We start from the raw sequence: 16395 nt of genomic DNA, 5'->3' as shown, positions 1-16395 counted from the left end.
CTTGAGCCGGGCGCGTTTGGTGCAGAGGCGGCTTGCGATGGGCCAGATTTCATGCGATCGAATGTCGCGGCGGGCAGCCAGTCGGTTGAAGCTTAGGCTGCTTTCTTGAGTTTCAGTTGCACGGAATATCCAAGATTCGCCGCCACGTTGACCAAGGCGTCAAGCGTGAATTTGTGAATACGACCTTTGACCAGATCGTTCATGCGCGGCTGGGTAATGCCGGCCCGCTTGGCGGCTTCAACCTGGGTCAGGCCGAGCTTGTCGATCTTTTTGCGAATATGGATGACCAGATTGCCCCTGAGCAAAAGGTTTTGCGCCTCACCCTCGGGAAAACCCAGATCGCGGAAGACGTTGTCACTGCCAATACAAGTCTCAAAGCTGTCGGTCATGCTGCTTTTCTGTATTCAAGGGGCAGCAAGCCTTCTTTTTTGGCGTCAAGCAGCACGATTTCGACAATCGTGCCGTCTTCGGCGTAGCTGATGTTGGTATGCCAGCCTTGTGAGACTTCGCGCACGATCGGCTTGTCAGACACGCGGATTTGCAAAATATCGTCGTTCTCGAAATAGATGCTCTTCATGGTTGAGGCTCCCAATGGTGCAGGATGGTTTTGACCACGAATACATTGTCAATCACAGCTGCCACGCATAGCAAGTTGTCGGTGCGGTCCGGCAGGTGTTTGTATAGCCAGTAGTGAAAACCGCCAGCCTCTTTGAGCGTGCCGCTATCAATGATCTCCAAAATCAGATGAGCATCGATATTGCGTTGCGCCATACGCACTCGAGCGTGTTCTGTTAACACCACCGGCAAGTCAAAGCGCTTACTGTGCATTACTTGCCCCAACTATCCTTCAACCCCACAGCCAAGTTAAACACAGGCTTCCCCACCGTATGATCCACCCGATCAGCTACAAAATACCCATGCCGCTCAAACTGAAACTTGTCATCAGCCTTGGCCTCAATCGCGCCGCCGCTGGCCAGTGAAGGCTCGACGTAAGCCGTCATGACCTTCAGGCTGTCGGTATTGAGGTTCTCCAGAAAATCCACGCCGCCGCCTTCCGGGTGCGCTTCCTTGAACAGGCGTTCATACAGCCGCACTTCGGCCTGCACCGCATCGGCCACGGCGACCCAGCTAATCACGCCCTTGACCTTCACCGAATCCGAGCCCGGCGTGCCGCTCTTGGTGTCGGGGATCAGGCCGGCATGAACCTCTAAAACTTTACCGTTGGCATCAGTCGTGTAATCCGTACACACTACGACATGGCCATATTTCAGTCGCACTTTGCTGCCTTGAGATATGGCGCCGTCAGCTGAAACTCTAGCCGGGTAAAGGCGAAAGAAGCCTTTTGGGGGGGCTACTTCGAAGTCGCTGCGTTCAATCCAGACTTCCTTGCCGATCTTGAATTCGCGCTTGCCTAGTTCGGGGTGGTGCGGGTGAATCGGCGCGCTGCAGTCGTCAAGCACATCTTTCCCCATCACCTCATCCCAATTCGTCAACACCAGCTTTACCGGGTCGAGCACGGCCATGGCGCGCGGGGCAATCGGATCCAACGTGTCGCGCAGCGCGCCTTCGAGCGTGCTGTAGTCAATCCAGCTGTCGCTCTTGGTCACGCCTATGCGTTCGGCAAACAGCTGAATCGCCTCGTGCGTGTAGCCGCGCCGGCGCAGGCCGACGATGGTGGGCATGCGCGGGTCGTCCCAGCCGTTGACGCGCTTTTCACTGACTAGCTGTGCCAGCTTGCGTTTGCTGGTCAGCACGTAGGTGAGGTTGAGCCGGGCAAATTCGTACTGGCGCGGGTGCGGCGTGGCGATTTGTTTGCCTTCGGCTAAACGGTCCAATAGCCAGTCGTAAAACGGGCGCTGATCTTCAAACTCCAGCGTGCAGATGCTGTGGGTGATCTGCTCCAGCGCGTCTTCAACCGGGTGGGCAAAGGTGTACATCGGGTAGATGCACCATTTATCGCCGGTGTTGTGGTGTGTTGCGCGCCTTATGCGGTAAATAGCGGGATCGCGCAGGTTGATGTTCGGGCTGGCCATGTCGATCTTGGCGCGCAGCACGGCGGCGCCGTCAGCCAGCTTGCCGCCCTTCATTTCTTCGAAACGGGAAAGATTCTCAGCGGGTGTGCGGCTGCGAAACGGGCTGTTGGTGCCGGGGTGGCCAAAGTCGCCGCGGTTGTGGCGCATCTCGTCGGCGCTTTGCTCGTCGACATAGGCGTTGCCCGATTCGATCAGGTAAACGGCGGCGCGGTACATGAAGTCGAAGTAATCGCTGGCCTGGTAGAGGTTGGACTCGCCCGGGCTGATGTTGTCGTGTTTCCAGTCAAAACCCAGCCATTGCACGGCGTCCTTGATGGAATCGACGTATTCGATTTCTTCTTTTTCGGGGTTGGTGTCGTCAAAACGCAGGTGGCAGACGCCGCCGTAGTCGCGCGCCAGGCCAAAGTTCAGGCAAATGCTTTTGGCGTGGCCGATGTGCAGGTAGCCGTTGGGCTCGGGCGGAAAGCGCAGCCGTACCTTGGCAGGGTCGGACTGACCGGCGGCGTGGTGGGCGGCGTCGCCCGGGCTGCCGCCCCAGCGGCGCGCGGCGTAGGTGCCCTCGGCCAGGTCTTTTTCAATGATCTGGCGCAAGAAGTTGCTGGGCTTGTGGGCTTCTTTGTCGGCTGGGGAGGGGGCGGGAGAGGTCATTGGGTGATTTTAGGCCGTAGCGTGCGGGGGTTACGTTTGGCTACGCTCTTCACTGTGCATACGGTAGGCGCTTACCGGGTTGGTGCGTTTAATGAACACATGGGGTTTTTATGCCCTGTTAAGGAGTAAGTTATGAAGACATCCCTCAAAGCAAGCCGCTCAATGGTTATGGCGGGTGCCGCAGCAACATTGGCGGTTGCCGCTCTCGGCTTTGCCGGTGCAGCCCAAGCCAGAGACAACGTATTCTGGTCGGTGGGTGTGGGTTCTCCCGGCGTGGAACTGAATGTGGGCAATGCGCCACAGGTGTATGTGCAGCCGCAACCGATTTATGTGCAACCCCAGCCAATTTATGTGCAGCCTGCGCCGGTTTATTACCCGCGCCCTGTGTATGTGCAGCCGCAGCCAGTTTATGTGCAACCCGCACCGGTTTACTACGGTCGCCCTGGTTGGCGTGGGCGCCGTGATGGCTTCGTACAAGGAGCTGGTTATGGCTATGGCCCAGGGTACTACGGTGGTTACGGTGGTGGCCGGGGTTACGGGCCAGCGTATTACAAGCGTGGAGATGATGGCGACAGGCGTCATAACCGGCGGCACCGGGACCGCGACGACGACTAACAGTAAGGCCCGCGCACATAACGCAGACGGTTTGTTGTGCGCCGCTTGATTTGAGTCAAAAGCCTGCCTTGCGCAGGCTTTTTCTTGGGTGTGACAGCGAGCTTGCCGCTGCTGCTGATCTTCGGGAAAAAGTAAAAGGAAAGTCCCGCAAACCGGAATTTTCGGACCTTGGGCTTTTTCGCGCTAGGCGATCTTGGTAATTAAGCTAAGCGGCTTTCCAGAAGATGTAGTCAGTTTGGCAAGGTCGTGTCAGCTGTCGCCTAGGTCGGCTTGCGTGCAAGCCTTGCTCTGCGACTTCAATCCGCTGTGCCACCCCGCCGCCCTGCGCTATTGCCCGAAGCGTTTGCCGTTCAGCAGAAACTCTTCTTCGGCTGGCGTGTTACTGCGCTCCAGCGCCGCATTTCGGTAAGGAAAGCGGCCAAAGCGGCTGATGATGTCCCGGTGCTGTCGGGCAAAGTCCAGATTGCCTTGCAGCCGCTCCTTCAAGTCTTCGGGTGCGTCAACAATCAATTGCCTGAAGCAGGCCACGCACTGGTCTTGCAAGGCCAGGCTTTCCGCGTGCATCAGCGGCATGTGCAGGAAGACGCGGCAGACCCAGGGCAGTTTCCGGTCTTGTTGAGCCGCCAGCGTTTGCCGCACCAGCAGCTGGGCGCGCGCATCGCCGGCAAAGGCCTGCGCGCTGCCGCGAAACATATTGCGGGTGAACTGGTCAAGCACGATGATGAGCGCCAGCCGGTCAAGCGGTGCGGCTTCCCAGTCGGCCAGGCCGCCGGCCAGTGCCAGGGCAACCGCGCTGCCGAACTGCTGGCCAATGGCTTGGTCCAGCGTGGGTCCGCCGGTAAACCAGCGTTTGTTCAAGTTTTGGCTGGGCCAGCCGAGTGTCACGCCGTCGGCGAGCCAGAAGTTGAGGACCGCTGCGGGCGTGGCGGGATTGATAGGAGTGGATGAGGATGTCATGGACGGCATTCAGGGCAGAGGGGTAATTAATTTCATGGCACGGAATTGATGACTGTATAGACGGCGCACGGCGCACGGCGCCGGTGCACTGCGGCCCCGCGGCCACGCGGCGATAATCACGCAAACTTTTTTCTGGAGCTTGCGTGGACATCACATTGCTGATCAAGGCTGCCGTCATGGGCATCGTCGAGGGTTTGACCGAGTTCTTGCCCATCTCGTCGACCGGCCACCTGATCCTGGCCGGCGCGCTATTGGGCTTTGACGACGAAAAGGCCAAAGTGTTTGACATCGCCATTCAGACCGGCGCGATTTTTGCCGTGATTTTGGTGTACTGGCAAAAAATCCGCAGCACCTTGATCGCCTTGCCCAATGAAAAGCAGGCGCAGCAGTTTGCGCTCAACGTTCTTGTGGCCTTTTTGCCGGCGGTGGTGCTGGGCCTGCTGTTTGGCAAGGCCATCAAGGCCAATCTGTTTACCCCGGTGGTGGTGGCCAGTACCTTCATCATTGGCGGCTTCGTCATCTTGTGGGCTGAAAAGCGCCAGCAACGCAACCCGGCGGTGGCGCGCATTCACGAGGTCGAGGAGATGTCGGTGATGGACGCGCTCAAGGTTGGCCTGGTGCAATGCCTGGCGATGATTCCGGGCACCAGCCGCAGCGGCGCCACGATTATTGGCGGCATGCTGCTGGGCCTGTCACGCAAGGCGGCGACCGACTTTTCCTTCTACCTGGCAATCCCCACGCTGATAGGCGCCGGGGTTTACAGCCTGTACAAGGAGCGCGCGCTGTTGTCGATGGCCGATCTGCCGATGTTTGGCGTCGGCTTGCTGTTTTCCTTTGTCAGCGCTTGGCTGTGCATTCGCTGGCTGCTACGCTACATCGCGAGTCACAGTTTTGTGCCGTTTGCGTGGTACCGGATTGCTTTTGGGGTCGTTGTGTTGGCGACGGCCTGGAGTGGGGTGGTGACCTGGGCGGCTTAGGTCGACTGGTCTGCGTTCGATTGCCGGATTTTGTGCCAAATTAGTCTCTAGCCCAATAGACATGGGCGCGAGTAGCTACTTATTTGATGGCGTTGTGGCGTTATGGCCTTGCTGGCTTGGGCTACCCCGGCCAGCAAAGTGAAAAAGATAAATCTACTATCAAATAGATAGCTGCTTACGCCCGTATCCATTAGGCTTGAAGCCGAATCCGTACATTAACCGACGCGATGAAGGTGGCCTGCAGCCAAAGGCGTGGGTTCTGCCCAACCCGCGAAGGCCGCAGGACCGCATTTTTAACGGTAAAAATCTCGCTAGCCCTCTAGAATCGGGCGTTAGCAGCTATTGAAAATATAGCACGGCGGGCGCCTGAACAGGGTCAGAAGCTCAGGTCCGCGCGCTCAGGCTCGCCATATTGAGCAGCGCCGCTTCCATCGCCGCCGCCGTGGCGATCGGTTTTTCCATCGGAAACAGGTGGCTGCCGTCCAGCATCATGATGCGGCCTTTGGTGACTTTTTCGGTCATGGCCATGCCGACCTGTCGCATTTCTGCCGAGTGGCGCCCGCCTATGAAGGTGACCGGGCATTGCAGCGGATGGCGCTTGAGCAACTGATCCAGGTTGTCTGGCAGGGTGTTGTAGATGGCGGTTTCCACGTCACGGTCGAAGCTGAGCAGGCGCTGGCCTTTGCCGCGCAATTCGGCGCCACTGGTTTCGTCGTGGGTCCCGTGGTCGATGTAGTCGCACAGTACCTGCTCGTCCCATTTGGCAAAGGCCTTTTTGCTGCGGAAATGCGCCAGCACTTCGTCGCGGCCTAGCCATTGGTTTCTGCGTTTGCGGCTGATGGCACCGGGCGAGATCGAACCCACCAGCTTGGCGCGCTTGGCGACGCTGAGTGCAGTGGCACGCCAGCCGCCCAGCACCGGCGAGTCCATCAGCAATACGCCCCGAACGGGCAGCCCGCCCAGCAGCGGATGCTCCGCGGCGCACATCAGGCTTAAAAAGCCGCCCAGTGAATGGCCCGCCAGAAACGCCGGCTGGCCGGATTTTTTGACTTCGTAGCTGGCGAAGTCGGCGAGTTGCTGCACCAGGTGCGGCCAGTTGCTGGTGACGGGGTAGCGCGGGTCGTGGCCGAATTTTTCAATCGCCTTGATCTGAAAGCCCCTGGACTTCAGGCTTTGAAACAGCACGCCGTAGGTACTGGCTGGAAAGCTGTTGCCGTGGGAAAAGATAACGAGGGGTTTGGTACTGGAGGGCACGGTTTTTCTTGGGGGCGCCGCAGTGAACTGGCTGAGGCAATTGCCCATGTAAAAAAGTTAGATTAGCAAAAGCTTAGATCAGCTTTTCTTCAGGCGTCGTGATTTTTTTAAGCGCGGCGTGGCGGGTGACCGGCATTTTGAGCGGAATGTCGGTGTGCGCGTCGTCCCACACCGGGTCTTCAATGCTGTCGAACACCTCGCGCAGCTTTTGCCCCCAGCTGTTGTGCATCATCTTGTAGTAGGGGTTGTCGTGGTCAATGCAGACGATCTTGTCGCTTTTATAGGTATTCACTTCATAGACCACCAGGTCCAGCGGCAGGCCCACTGACAGGTTGGACTTCATGGTCGAGTCCATCGACACCAGCAGGCATTTGGCGGCCTCGGCCAGCGGAGTGTCGGGCGTCAGCACGCGGTCCAGCACGGGCTTGCCGTATTTGGATTCGCCGACCTGAAAATAGGGCGTCTCGTCGGTCGCTTCAATGAAATTGCCCGCTGAATACATGCGAAACAGCCGCATGCCTTCACCGCGAATCTGCCCGCCGAAAATGATGGACACATTGAAATTGACATCGGCATGTTTCAGCGCTGCGGCGTCGCGCTCGTAGACGCGGCGAATCGTCGAACCCAGCACGCGGGCGGCGTCAAACATGCTTTTGGCGTTCCAGATCGTGGTCGGCTCGGCCTCTTCGTGGTTTTCCTGGTCTTTGTGCTGCTGGGGGCCTTTGCTGTCTTTGAGCTGCTCGATCTGCAAAATTTCGCGCACCGATTGCGAAATTGACAGGTTGCCGGCGGACAGCAGCACCATGAAGCGGTCGTCCGCCTTTTCGTAAACCATCATCTTGCGAAAGGTGCTGATGTTGTCCAGGCCCGCGTTGGTGCGGGAATCTGACAGAAAGACCAGTCCGGCGTTGAGTTTGGCGGCGACGCAATAGGTCATGGGCGGTTCGGTAGTGGGGGGGCGGTTGGCGGGAGGCGCTGAGGATTTCAGGAGGCGGCGGACAGCTTTTTCAGCCGATACAGCGCCTCCAGCGCTTCACGCGGGCTTAAGGTGTCGGGCTCTATGGTACTCAATGCCTTGAGGGCGGCGCTCTGCTCGGGCGCCTGCGGTTCGGGCGGCGCGGCGAACAGGTCGACCTGGGCGCGCGTTTCGTTTTGCTGGATTTCGAGCGCAGCCAGCGCATGGCGGGCGTGGGTGACGACCGCTGCAGGCACGCCGGCGAGTTTGGCGACCGCAATGCCGTAGCTTTTGCTGGCCGGGCCGGGTGCTATGTGGTGTAGGAAGACGATGTCGGCGCCAGACTCGACCGCGCTGACATGCACATTGATCGCGCCATGGTGGCGCGCCGGAAACTCGGTCAGCTCAAAATAATGCGTAGCAAACAGCGTGAAGGCTTGAACCTTGTTGTGCAAGTAGGCGGCAATGCCACCGGCCAGAGCCAGGCCGTCAAAGGTGGAGGTACCACGGCCGATTTCGTCCATCAGCACCAGCGAATGCGGTGTCGCGGCGTGCAGGATTTGCGCAGCTTCCAGCATCTCGAGCATGAAGGTCGATTGCGCGTTGGCCACATCGTCGGCCGCGCCTATGCGGGTGTGGATGGCGTCGATCGGCCCAAGCCGGCAGCTGCTGGCTGGCACGTAAGAGCCGATACTGGCCAGCAGCACGATGAGCGCGACCTGGCGCATATAGGTAGATTTCCCGCCCATGTTGGGGCCGGTGATCACTTGCATGCGGCTTTTGCCCATCAGGCAACAGTCATTGGCAATGAAGGCGCCGCCGCCCGTTTCGGCCAGCCGCGCTTCGACCACCGGGTGCCGGCCTTGGGCGATGTCAATGCATGGCTCCCTGACAAACACCGGGGCGCACCAGTTCAGCGTGAGTGAGCGCTCGGCCAGCGCGCACAGCGCATCGAGCGAAGCGAGGGCGCGCGCCAGCCGGCTCAGCGCCGGAACAAAGGCCTGCAGCTGGTCAAGCAACTGCTCGTACAGCCATTTTTCGCGCGCCAGTGCCCGCGCCGAGGCCGACAAGGCTTTGTCTTCAAAGGCCTTGAGCTCGGGCGTGATGTAGCGTTCGGCATTTTTCAGGGTCTGGCGGCGCCGGTAGTCGGCCGGCACCTTGTCAAGCTGGCCCTGCGTCACCTCGATGTAAAAGCCATGCACCCGGTTGAACTGCACGCGCAGGTTGGCAATGCCAGTACGGGCCTTTTCGCGGCCTTCCAGCTCCAGCAGAAAGTCGTCGCAGTTGGTTTGGATGGCGCGCAGTTCGTCCAGTTCGGCATCGCAGCCGTGGTTGATGACGCCGCCGTCGCGAATCAGCGCCGCCGGTTCGTCGAGGATGTAGTGGCCCAGCAGCTCGGCGCAACCGGCTGGCGGCTGTAAATCCTCGAAAATAATGGTCAAATAGGCTGCTAGCCCAATATCCACGGGCGCAAGCTGCTCTGTTTTTTGTAGCGTCAGCTGCAGCGCCACGAGCTCACGCGGACGCACCTGGCGCAGTGCTATGCGCGCGGTGATGCGCTCGACATCGCTGCAGCCCTTGAGCCGCGCGCGCAGGGTTTGCTGCAGTCCTTCACGCAGCTGCGTGATGGCGTCCAGCCGGGCCGCGGCCTGGGCGCGGTCGCGGCGCGGGCTCAGCAGCCAGCTTTTCAGCGTTCGGCTGCCCATGCCGGTGACGCAGGTGTCGAGCAGAGAGAACAGCGTGGGCGAATCTTCACCGCGCAGGGTCTGCGTCAGTTCGAGGTTGCGCCGCGTGCTGGGCGGCAGCTCGATCAGCTCGCCCGAGCGCACCACCTGCAGGCCCTGCACATGCGGCAGGGCGCGGCCCTGCGTGTGTTCGGCGTAACCCAGCAGCGCCGACGCGGCGGCATGCGCTTCGCCCAGGCCTTCGGCGTTCCAGGCGGCCAGCGAGGCGACTTGGAGCTGCTCCAGCAGCCGCCGCGCACCGAGTGCCGCATCAAACTGCCAGGCCGGGCGTGCGCTGGCGGGGCAGCGTTGGGTTTTCAAGCGCTGCTCAAAGGCTGGCGTGACATCGACGTTGTACAGCAGCTCGCTAGCGTTGACGCGCGCCAGCCAGCTTTCCAGCTCGCTGTTGTCGCATTGCGCGAGATGAATCTCGCCCTGCGTGACGCTGAGCCAGGCCAGGCCGCAGCGGTTGCGGGCGCCCTGGTGCACCGCCAGCAGGATGGATTCAGTTTTGTCGCTCAGCAGTTCGGTGTCGGTTAGCGTGCCGGGCGTGACCACGCGCACCACCTTGCGCTCGACCGGCCCCTTGGCGGTGGCGACATCGCCGACCTGCTCGCAGATGGCGACCGACTCGCCCAGCTTGATCAGCTTGGCCAAGTAACCTTCGATCGAATGAAACGGCACCCCGGCCATCACCACCGGCTCGCCGGCCGACTGGCCACGCCGCGTCAGCGTGATGTCGAGCAGACGCGCGGCTTTCTCGGCATCGGCATAAAACAATTCGTAAAAATCGCCCATGCGGTAGAGCAGCAGCGTGTCGGGATAGTCTGCTTTCAGGCCCAGGTACTGCTGCATCATGGGCGTGTGTTTGCCGCTGCCGGCGCCTGGCAGGGCAAATTCGGCGAGCTCAAGAGGGGTGGCGGGTAGGTTCACGGGGGAATCAGGGGGGAACAAGGCGGTGACGGTAAACGGCTCAATGCAAAGGCAAGCGCAGGGTGACAGCGTGGCAAGCCATGAGCGTGAAAATATAGCACTTGCCTGAATGCCCGCTGCTGGCAGCGGCGGGTGTGCGGCAAAGGGAGTTCGTGCGCTACGCACTAATTGTCACAGTACGACGGGAACAGGGTCATATCACCCAAATCCGTGGCGGCTCCGAAGTAAAATTGCAGCGCTGCAACATGAATCGAAAAACATCCATGTTGCAGGCTTATGCCGCAAGTCTGTGGCCGGCCAGCACCCCCACGAAAGACGCCTGATGACACAGCCGAGTTCCCCGACCTCCTCACCCGGCGCAGCGCTGAGCCAGTGCGATGTGTTAGTGATTGGTGGTGGCCCGGCGGGGTCCACGGCGGGGGCGCTGCTGGCGCAACGGGGCTACAAGGTTGTGGTGCTCGAAAAAGAACATCACCCGCGCTTTCACATTGGCGAGTCGCTCTTGCCGGCCAATTTGCCGCTGCTTGAGAAACTCGGCGTGGCGGACGCCGTCAGGGCCATTGGCATGGAGAAATGGGGTGCCGAATTTGTCTCGCCCTGGCACGACAGCAAGAGCCAGACCTTCCTGTTTGGCGATGCCTGGGACAAATCCATGCCGTTTTCCTACCAGGTGCGGCGCTCCGAGTTCGATGAAATCCTGATTCGCAATGCCGCCCGATTGGGCGCCGAAGTCATAGAAGGCTGCCGGGTCAAGGACGTGGCTTTTGCGCCCGACCGGAGTGGCGCTACGGTGCAGGCGCAGCACGATGATGGCCGCGTTCAGCACTGGCGCGCGCGCTATGTGGTCGACGCGTCGGGCCGCGACACCTTGTTGGGCAAGCAGTTCGACGTCAAGCGGCGCAACCCCAATCACAACAGCTCGGCGCTGTATGCCCACTTCACCGGTGCCACCCGACACGCGGGCCAGGACGCCGGCCACATCACGATTTTCTGGTTTGAGAACGGCTGGTTTTGGTTCATTCCGCTGGCCGACGGCGCCACCAGCGTCGGCGCCGTAGTCTGGCCGCACTATCTGAAGAGCCGGAGCAAACCGGTAAAAGATTTTTTCCTCGACACGATTGCCATGTGCCCGGCCCTGAGCGAGCGGCTGGCCCATGCGCAGTTGTCAACCGAGGTGGAGGCCACCGGCAATTTCTCTTACGCCTGCGAGCGAACGCACGGACCCAACTACCTGCTGATTGGCGATGCCTTCTCTTTCATTGATCCGGTGTTTTCGTCTGGGGTGATGCTGGCCATGCAAGGTGGCTTTGTTGGTGCCGAGACGGTCGATACCTGCTTGCGCGAACCGACCCGGGCTGCGGCCGCGCTGGCGCATTTTGACCAGCAAGTGCGGCTGGGCCCTAAAGAGTTTTCGTGGTTTATTTACCGCGTGACGAATCCGGCCATGCGCGACATGTTCATGGGTCCCAGCAATATGCTGCGCGTCAAGGAAGCGCTGCTGTCGATGCTGGCTGGCGATATTTTTGGAAAGACACCGATCTGGCGTTCACTGGCGGTGCTCAAAACAATTTTTTACATTGCGTCGGCCTTCAATTTCAAACGTTCGTGGCAGGCCATGCGTCTGCGCAAGGCCAACATTCGCGTTGTCGATGGTGTCGACGCCGCTGCGCGCTGAAGGTTAAGCGCCACCGCCTGCCCCACTTTATGGACAACAAGCCAGATGCCGTTTTGAAAGATTACGTTACGCCGCTCGCGGGCCGCCGGGCCTGGCATGAAATCGTCCGGCTGCATCTGGGTTTCACGCTGCTGGGCTTGCTCTGCCTCAGCTTTTCCCTGCTGGCCATTCCGATGCGCGCGTTATTGCCGCGGGTCTTGAGCAAGCGGATCGGCCGCCAGTTAATCGCCGGGATGTTTCGAGCTTATTTGCGCGTGCTGGTTTTGATGGGGGCTTGCCGCTTTGACCTGACCGAGCTCGACGCGCTGCGCGCTGGCCCGGCCATGATCATTGCGCCCAATCATCCCTCGCTGCTGGATGCGGTCATGATTTTGTCGCGCTTGCCGGATGCCGCCTGCATCATGAAGGCCGACATCGTCAACAGCGTATTTTTTGGCTCGGGCTCGCGGCTGGCGGGCTACATCCGCAACACGCCGCTGCGCACCATGGTGCAACTGGCGGTTGCCGATTTGCACCAGGGCAGTCATTTGCTGCTGTTTCCCGAAGGCACGCGCACTACCCGATTTCCGATTGGCGCGTTGCAGGGAACGACTGGCCTGATTGCCAAAAAGGCCAGCGTGGCGGTGCAGACGGTGTTTATTGAGACCAATTCGGGCTTTCTGGGCAAAGGCTGGTCGGTACTGTGGACGCCGAAGATGCCGGTGACTTACCGAATCCGCCTTGGCAAGCGCTTTGAGCCGCCCCTACACACCGCGCACTTTGCCAGCGAGCTTGAGGCGTACTTTCAGTCCGAACTGGCGCATGCACAGTTGCCTGTTTTTCCTGTTTCAGCGCCGCCGGCCTGACCAGGATCTGCCCTCTTTTGCCTTTTGCTCAGGTTTCATGCCGATGAATGCTTTCTCGTCCGCCGCGCCCTGTGCCTTTCAAACTTCAAGCAGTCATCTGGTGCTGATTCCCAGCTACAACCCAGGTCCCAAGGTGTATGAAACCGTGCGTTCGGCACGCGCACAGTGGACGCCGGTCTGGGTCGTGGTCGACGGTAGCAGCGATGGCAGTGCCGAAGGCCTGCAGGCCATGGCAGCGCAGGACGATGGTTTGCAGGTGCTGGTCTTGCCGCACAACGTGGGCAAGGGCGCTGCCGTGCTGCACGGGCTGAACCTCGCCGCAGCGCAGGGCTTCACGCATGTGCTGACCATGGACTCCGATGGGCAGCACCCGGCGCCACTGATTCCGGCTTTTATGGCCGCCTCCGCCGCGCAGCCCGCTGCCATGGTGCTGGGTGTGCCGGTGTTCGCTGCCGACGCGCCGCGCCTGCGCGTCAATGGCCGCAAAGTGTCCAACTGGTGGGCCAATCTGGAAACGCTGTGGGCCGGCATAGGCGACTCGTTGTTCGGATTTCGCGTTTATCCGATTGAGCCGCTGCGCCAGGTGATGGGCGGCCAGCGCTGGATGCGCCGTTTTGACTTTGACCCCGAAGCCGTCGTGCGTATGTGCTGGCGCGGCGTCAGGCCGGTGAATATTCCCGCAACGGTGCGCTACTTTCGTGCCGATGAAGGCGGTGTCTCGCATTTCAACTACCTGCGCGACAACCTACTGCTGACCTGGATGCACTCGCGGCTGTTTATTGGGTTTTTGCTGCGCTTGCCAGTTTTACTGGCGAGACGTATGCAGCAGCGCTAGGCGCGCTACTGCGTCGAGATGGCGAGAAAAGTCAGCTCGACTGCAAGGGGCCTTTGACCGCCTGGTATTCTGAAAACACGCCCACTTCCAGATGCCGCGTCACTTGCGTCAGCCGCACCGCGCTGAGCGTGGCCATGACCTGTTCAGGTGGCACGCAAGCTTCGATGGTGTCCCAGTAATAGCGCCAGAGCGACGCGGTATCCTTTTGTTTGGATACGAATTGCGTCAGCAGCGGTATGACGCCGCGCATATAGCTTTTCAGCAGCCATCGACCGAGGCCGCTTTGGGCCTGGGTGATTTCGAGTATGCACAGTCGGCCGCCCGGTTTCAATACCCGTTCAAACTCTGCAAATGCCACACTCAGATCGCTAATATGGCGCAGTGCATAACCCATGCTCAAAAAATCAAAATGGTTGTCGGGAAAAGGCAATGATTCAGCCCGGCCCTCGACCATCCGCATGGTTTTGGGGAGCTTGCTGGCCGCCATCATGCCGGGGCTGGGGTCGACCCCGGTAACCAGGGCCGGATCGCCGGTCAGCATGCAGGCCTGCGCTGCCACCAGCCCGGTGCCTACGCCTACATCGAGCACTTTCATGCCGGCCTTCAAGCCACAGCGAATGAGCGCCTGGCGCCGATAACGCGAACCGGTTCCCCAAGCCAGCATGGACTCGATGCGGTCATAGTCGGCTGCGGTGTTGTCAAAAATCTTGCGTATATAGGCTTGTCGATCCTGCTCGGTCTGGTAGTAATCGGTGAGCAGGACATGGGGTGCATGCGCCGTGGGAGTCGGTGTGGGTGTATTCATAGGTTTACATGAGGGACGGTTAAATCATGCCGCCATTGATTGAGATGATCTGCCCGCTGATGTAGGAGGCGCGTTCCGAGGCCAGAAAGCTGACAAGATCCGCCACCTCCTCGGGCCGGCCGGCGCGTTTCATGGGCACCAGCTGTGCAATGGCTGACGCGTCAAAGCTGTCATGGCTCATGGGTGTCGTGATAATGCCTGGCGCCACGGCGTTGACGGTGATGCCGCGACTGGCCACTTCGAGTGCCAGCGACTTGGTGGCCGAATGCAGCGCGCCTTTGGCTGCCGAGTAGTTCACCTGGCCACGGTTGCCGGCCACGGCAGCCACCGATGTGATGTTGATGATGCGACCCCAGCGCGTGCGGATCATCGGCATCATGAGGGGCTGGGTGACGTGAAAAAAACCGTTGAGCGACACGTCGATGACCTGCTGCCATTGCCTGAGCTGCATGCCGGGAAAGATCGCGTCGTCGTGAATGCCAGCATTGTTGACAAGCACCTGGACCGGTCCATCCTCAAGGAGTGCCTCAAGCGCGGCGCTTGTGGCGGCTGCATCGGTAACGTCGAAGGCCAGCGCTTGCGCGGATCCGCCCGCTGCCGTGATTTCGCCAGCCAGACTTCGGGCGGCTTCAAGGCTGCGGTTGGCGTGCACGACAACGTGAAAGCCGTCGTTGGCCAGCTGCCGGCAAATGGCCGAACCAATGCCGCCGCTGCCGCCCGTGACCAGGGCTTTCTTGCGTGGTGTTGCTGTTTTCATAAGGTGTTGGCAGTGCTTGTCCGGGCCGCGGGATTACCGGGCTTGCTGGCGGGACCAGCCGTCGGCAGCGCCAGGCTGGCTGCGTTGAGTACCACGACGGCGCGCCCTGAAAGGAGCAGCGCCGGACCGGCATGAAGGGAGAAGCTATAAAGAATGGTGCCGGCGTCACCGCTCATGCGTTCGGCGTGGACGGTGAGCGAGCCGCTGAGGTCGTCGAGTATTTCGACGTGCAGCGTCACGCTTCGAACGCTGGCCAGGTAGCCGGCTTGTGGAGCAGGGCTGGTTCCGTCGGCGCTGGAGAAGGCTTCAGCGATCAGTGCGCCATGCACCGCCATGGCCTGCGCTGCGTATTCAATCCCGCAAGACGCGCCGAGTCGGCCGTAGGCGCGCAAAGGGTTGTTGGCAGCGCGGTGACTGCTCGCCTCGCAAGTGATCTGGCCGCCGTCCCATGCCGTTACGCGCTCAAGCAGGCACATGCTGCCCTGGTGAGGAATGCGGCGCGCAATATCGTCGTGTTGCAGCGTGGCGGGTGCGCCTGCAGGCATCAGCGGCATGGCGCGACCTGCACGGCCAGCTGCAGACCTGCCAGGTAGTCCAGTACGACCGTGCCCGAGATTTGCAGCGCCACACTGCGCAGCAGCGGCAGGCAGCGTGCGGCGGGAATGCCCTGGCGCAGCGCTTCGAGGGCGCCATCGTCCAGGCGGTGTGACGCCGCGCCGCTCAGGCAGCTGGCAGGCTCCAGGCTCCACTGTGCCAGACTGCGCTCGCTGCGGCTGGGGGTTAGCACCAAGGCCACGCCAAAGCTGTCCGGCAGGGGCCGAACGCTGTGCATCGGCTCGGGATAATCGGTGTCGTAAGCGACCAGCAAAACCGCAGTTTGTTCAACCACTGCCTGCGCCATTGCTTCCAGCAAGCCGGCCGCGAAACTGGCATCGCGCGCGCACAGCACAGATGAGGAGGCCATCGCGCCACTTGAAATACTCCAGTAACCCGCAGCGGCGTTGTGCACCGAATTGTGAAAGCGCGTCGGCGATATCAGCCGGTCGCCGGACGCCAGCGCTCTGCAAATTTCATGGCAATTGATAGCGTCGCCGCTGGACGAAGAAAAAACAGATGGCAGCGCGGCCGCCTGCAAGCCTGAGGCCGTTACCGCTTCCTGCCCGACGGCCAGCGAGACCCGGACCACTGCGCCCGCGCGGCGGCGCTCGGCAGGCGGCAGTGACATAGGCAGAGGCAGGGTGCATCGTTCGGGTTGATAGGGCGAGCTGCCATCGAGTTGCCGGCGCCCTTGCGCCCAGGTGGAAAAGCCGGGGCCGAGCAGACCGATGCCTTCGACAAAGACTGTCAGGGCTTGCGCGGGGCTTGCGGCCGCTGGCGTCATC

Annotated in this window: 17 protein-coding genes; 5 read left to right on the top strand and 12 right to left on the bottom strand. The window is 60.7% G+C overall.

Features of this window, described 5'->3' with window-relative positions:
* Positions 1-92: 92 nt before the first annotated feature.
* Genes HHJ18_RS02720 through HHJ18_RS02705 form a run of 4 tightly spaced genes read right to left on the bottom strand, consistent with a single transcriptional unit; the run spans position 93 to position 2681 of the window.
* Positions 93-389, bottom strand: coding sequence for a helix-turn-helix transcriptional regulator (locus HHJ18_RS02720; RefSeq protein ID WP_296911279.1), 297 nt, complete (start codon positions 387-389; stop codon positions 93-95).
* Positions 386-577, bottom strand: a complete 192-nt coding sequence (locus HHJ18_RS02715; RefSeq protein ID WP_296911278.1) for a DUF2283 domain-containing protein — start codon at positions 575-577, stop codon at positions 386-388. Before HHJ18_RS02715 ends, HHJ18_RS02720 begins: the two co-directional genes overlap by 4 nt.
* Positions 574-828: a DUF4258 domain-containing protein gene (locus HHJ18_RS02710; protein ID WP_296911277.1), complete on the bottom strand. Its 255-nt coding sequence runs from the start codon at positions 826-828 to the stop codon at positions 574-576. The genes HHJ18_RS02715 and HHJ18_RS02710 overlap by 4 nt, the downstream gene beginning before the upstream one ends.
* On the bottom strand, positions 828-2681 hold the full coding sequence (locus HHJ18_RS02705) for a glutamine--tRNA ligase/YqeY domain fusion protein (RefSeq protein WP_296911276.1): 1854 nt from the start codon (positions 2679-2681) through the stop codon (positions 828-830). The genes HHJ18_RS02710 and HHJ18_RS02705 overlap by 1 nt, the downstream gene beginning before the upstream one ends.
* A 132-nt stretch (positions 2682-2813) precedes the next feature.
* On the opposite strand from HHJ18_RS02705, the gene HHJ18_RS02700 reads away from it, so the two are divergent.
* Positions 2814-3296 (top strand): hypothetical protein, encoded by a 483-nt coding sequence (locus HHJ18_RS02700; RefSeq protein WP_296911275.1) that lies wholly within the window; start codon positions 2814-2816, stop codon positions 3294-3296.
* Positions 3297-3623: 327 nt separating this feature from the next.
* Here HHJ18_RS02700 and HHJ18_RS02695 read toward each other — a convergent pair whose 3' ends face one another.
* Positions 3624-4253, bottom strand: coding sequence for a DUF924 family protein (locus HHJ18_RS02695; protein ID WP_296911274.1), 630 nt, complete (start codon positions 4251-4253; stop codon positions 3624-3626).
* A 143-nt stretch (positions 4254-4396) separates the two neighbouring features.
* Here HHJ18_RS02695 and HHJ18_RS02690 point away from each other — a divergent pair, with 143 nt between their 5' ends.
* Complete coding sequence (locus tag HHJ18_RS02690) at positions 4397-5230, top strand: undecaprenyl-diphosphate phosphatase (protein WP_296911273.1); 834 nt, start codon at positions 4397-4399, stop codon at positions 5228-5230.
* 384 nt (positions 5231-5614) lie between these two features.
* Here HHJ18_RS02690 and HHJ18_RS02685 read toward each other — a convergent pair whose 3' ends face one another.
* From HHJ18_RS02685 to mutS, 3 genes are all read right to left on the bottom strand, one after another.
* On the bottom strand, positions 5615-6484 hold the full coding sequence (locus HHJ18_RS02685; protein ID WP_296911271.1) for an alpha/beta hydrolase: 870 nt from the start codon (positions 6482-6484) through the stop codon (positions 5615-5617).
* Positions 6485-6557: 73 nt separating this feature from the next.
* Positions 6558-7421: a proteasome-type protease gene (locus tag HHJ18_RS02680; protein WP_296911270.1), complete on the bottom strand. Its 864-nt coding sequence runs from the start codon at positions 7419-7421 to the stop codon at positions 6558-6560.
* A 47-nt stretch (positions 7422-7468) separates the two neighbouring features.
* Positions 7469-10021 (bottom strand): DNA mismatch repair protein MutS, encoded by a 2553-nt coding sequence (mutS, locus tag HHJ18_RS02675; RefSeq protein WP_296911903.1) that lies wholly within the window; start codon positions 10019-10021, stop codon positions 7469-7471.
* Positions 10022-10418: 397 nt separating this feature from the next.
* Here mutS and HHJ18_RS02670 point away from each other — a divergent pair, with 397 nt between their 5' ends.
* The 3 genes from HHJ18_RS02670 to HHJ18_RS02660 are packed head-to-tail and all read left to right on the top strand — an operon-like array spanning position 10419 to position 13451.
* Positions 10419-11771, top strand: coding sequence for an NAD(P)/FAD-dependent oxidoreductase (locus HHJ18_RS02670; RefSeq protein ID WP_296911269.1), 1353 nt, complete (start codon positions 10419-10421; stop codon positions 11769-11771).
* A 53-nt stretch (positions 11772-11824) separates the two neighbouring features.
* Complete coding sequence (locus tag HHJ18_RS02665; protein ID WP_366558796.1) at positions 11825-12616, top strand: lysophospholipid acyltransferase family protein; 792 nt, start codon at positions 11825-11827, stop codon at positions 12614-12616.
* 37 nt (positions 12617-12653) lie between these two features.
* Complete coding sequence (locus HHJ18_RS02660; protein ID WP_296911258.1) at positions 12654-13451, top strand: glycosyltransferase family 2 protein; 798 nt, start codon at positions 12654-12656, stop codon at positions 13449-13451.
* A gap of 31 nt (positions 13452-13482) precedes the next feature.
* On the opposite strand, the gene HHJ18_RS02655 is transcribed toward HHJ18_RS02660, so the two are convergent.
* Genes HHJ18_RS02655 through HHJ18_RS02640 form a run of 4 tightly spaced genes read right to left on the bottom strand, consistent with a single transcriptional unit; the run spans position 13483 to position 16394 of the window.
* Positions 13483-14256: a class I SAM-dependent methyltransferase gene (locus tag HHJ18_RS02655; RefSeq protein ID WP_296911257.1), complete on the bottom strand. Its 774-nt coding sequence runs from the start codon at positions 14254-14256 to the stop codon at positions 13483-13485.
* 19 nt (positions 14257-14275) lie between these two features.
* On the bottom strand, positions 14276-15013 hold the full coding sequence (gene fabG / locus HHJ18_RS02650; RefSeq protein ID WP_296911256.1) for a 3-oxoacyl-ACP reductase FabG: 738 nt from the start codon (positions 15011-15013) through the stop codon (positions 14276-14278).
* Positions 15010-15567, bottom strand: a complete 558-nt coding sequence (locus tag HHJ18_RS02645; RefSeq protein ID WP_296911254.1) for a 3-hydroxylacyl-ACP dehydratase — start codon at positions 15565-15567, stop codon at positions 15010-15012. Before HHJ18_RS02645 ends, fabG begins: the two co-directional genes overlap by 4 nt.
* A complete protein-coding gene (locus HHJ18_RS02640; protein WP_296911901.1) occupies positions 15558-16394 on the bottom strand; it encodes a beta-ketoacyl synthase chain length factor in 837 nt (278 codons plus the stop codon). The genes HHJ18_RS02645 and HHJ18_RS02640 overlap by 10 nt, the downstream gene beginning before the upstream one ends.
* Position 16395: the final 1 nt, after the last annotated feature.

Origin of the sequence: Polaromonas sp. (assembly GCF_012927455.1) — a bacterium.
Classification (GTDB): domain Bacteria; phylum Pseudomonadota; class Gammaproteobacteria; order Burkholderiales; family Burkholderiaceae_C; genus Polaromonas.
Note: the sequence above shows the minus strand (reverse complement) of the source record. Positions and strands in the feature narration are given on the sequence as shown.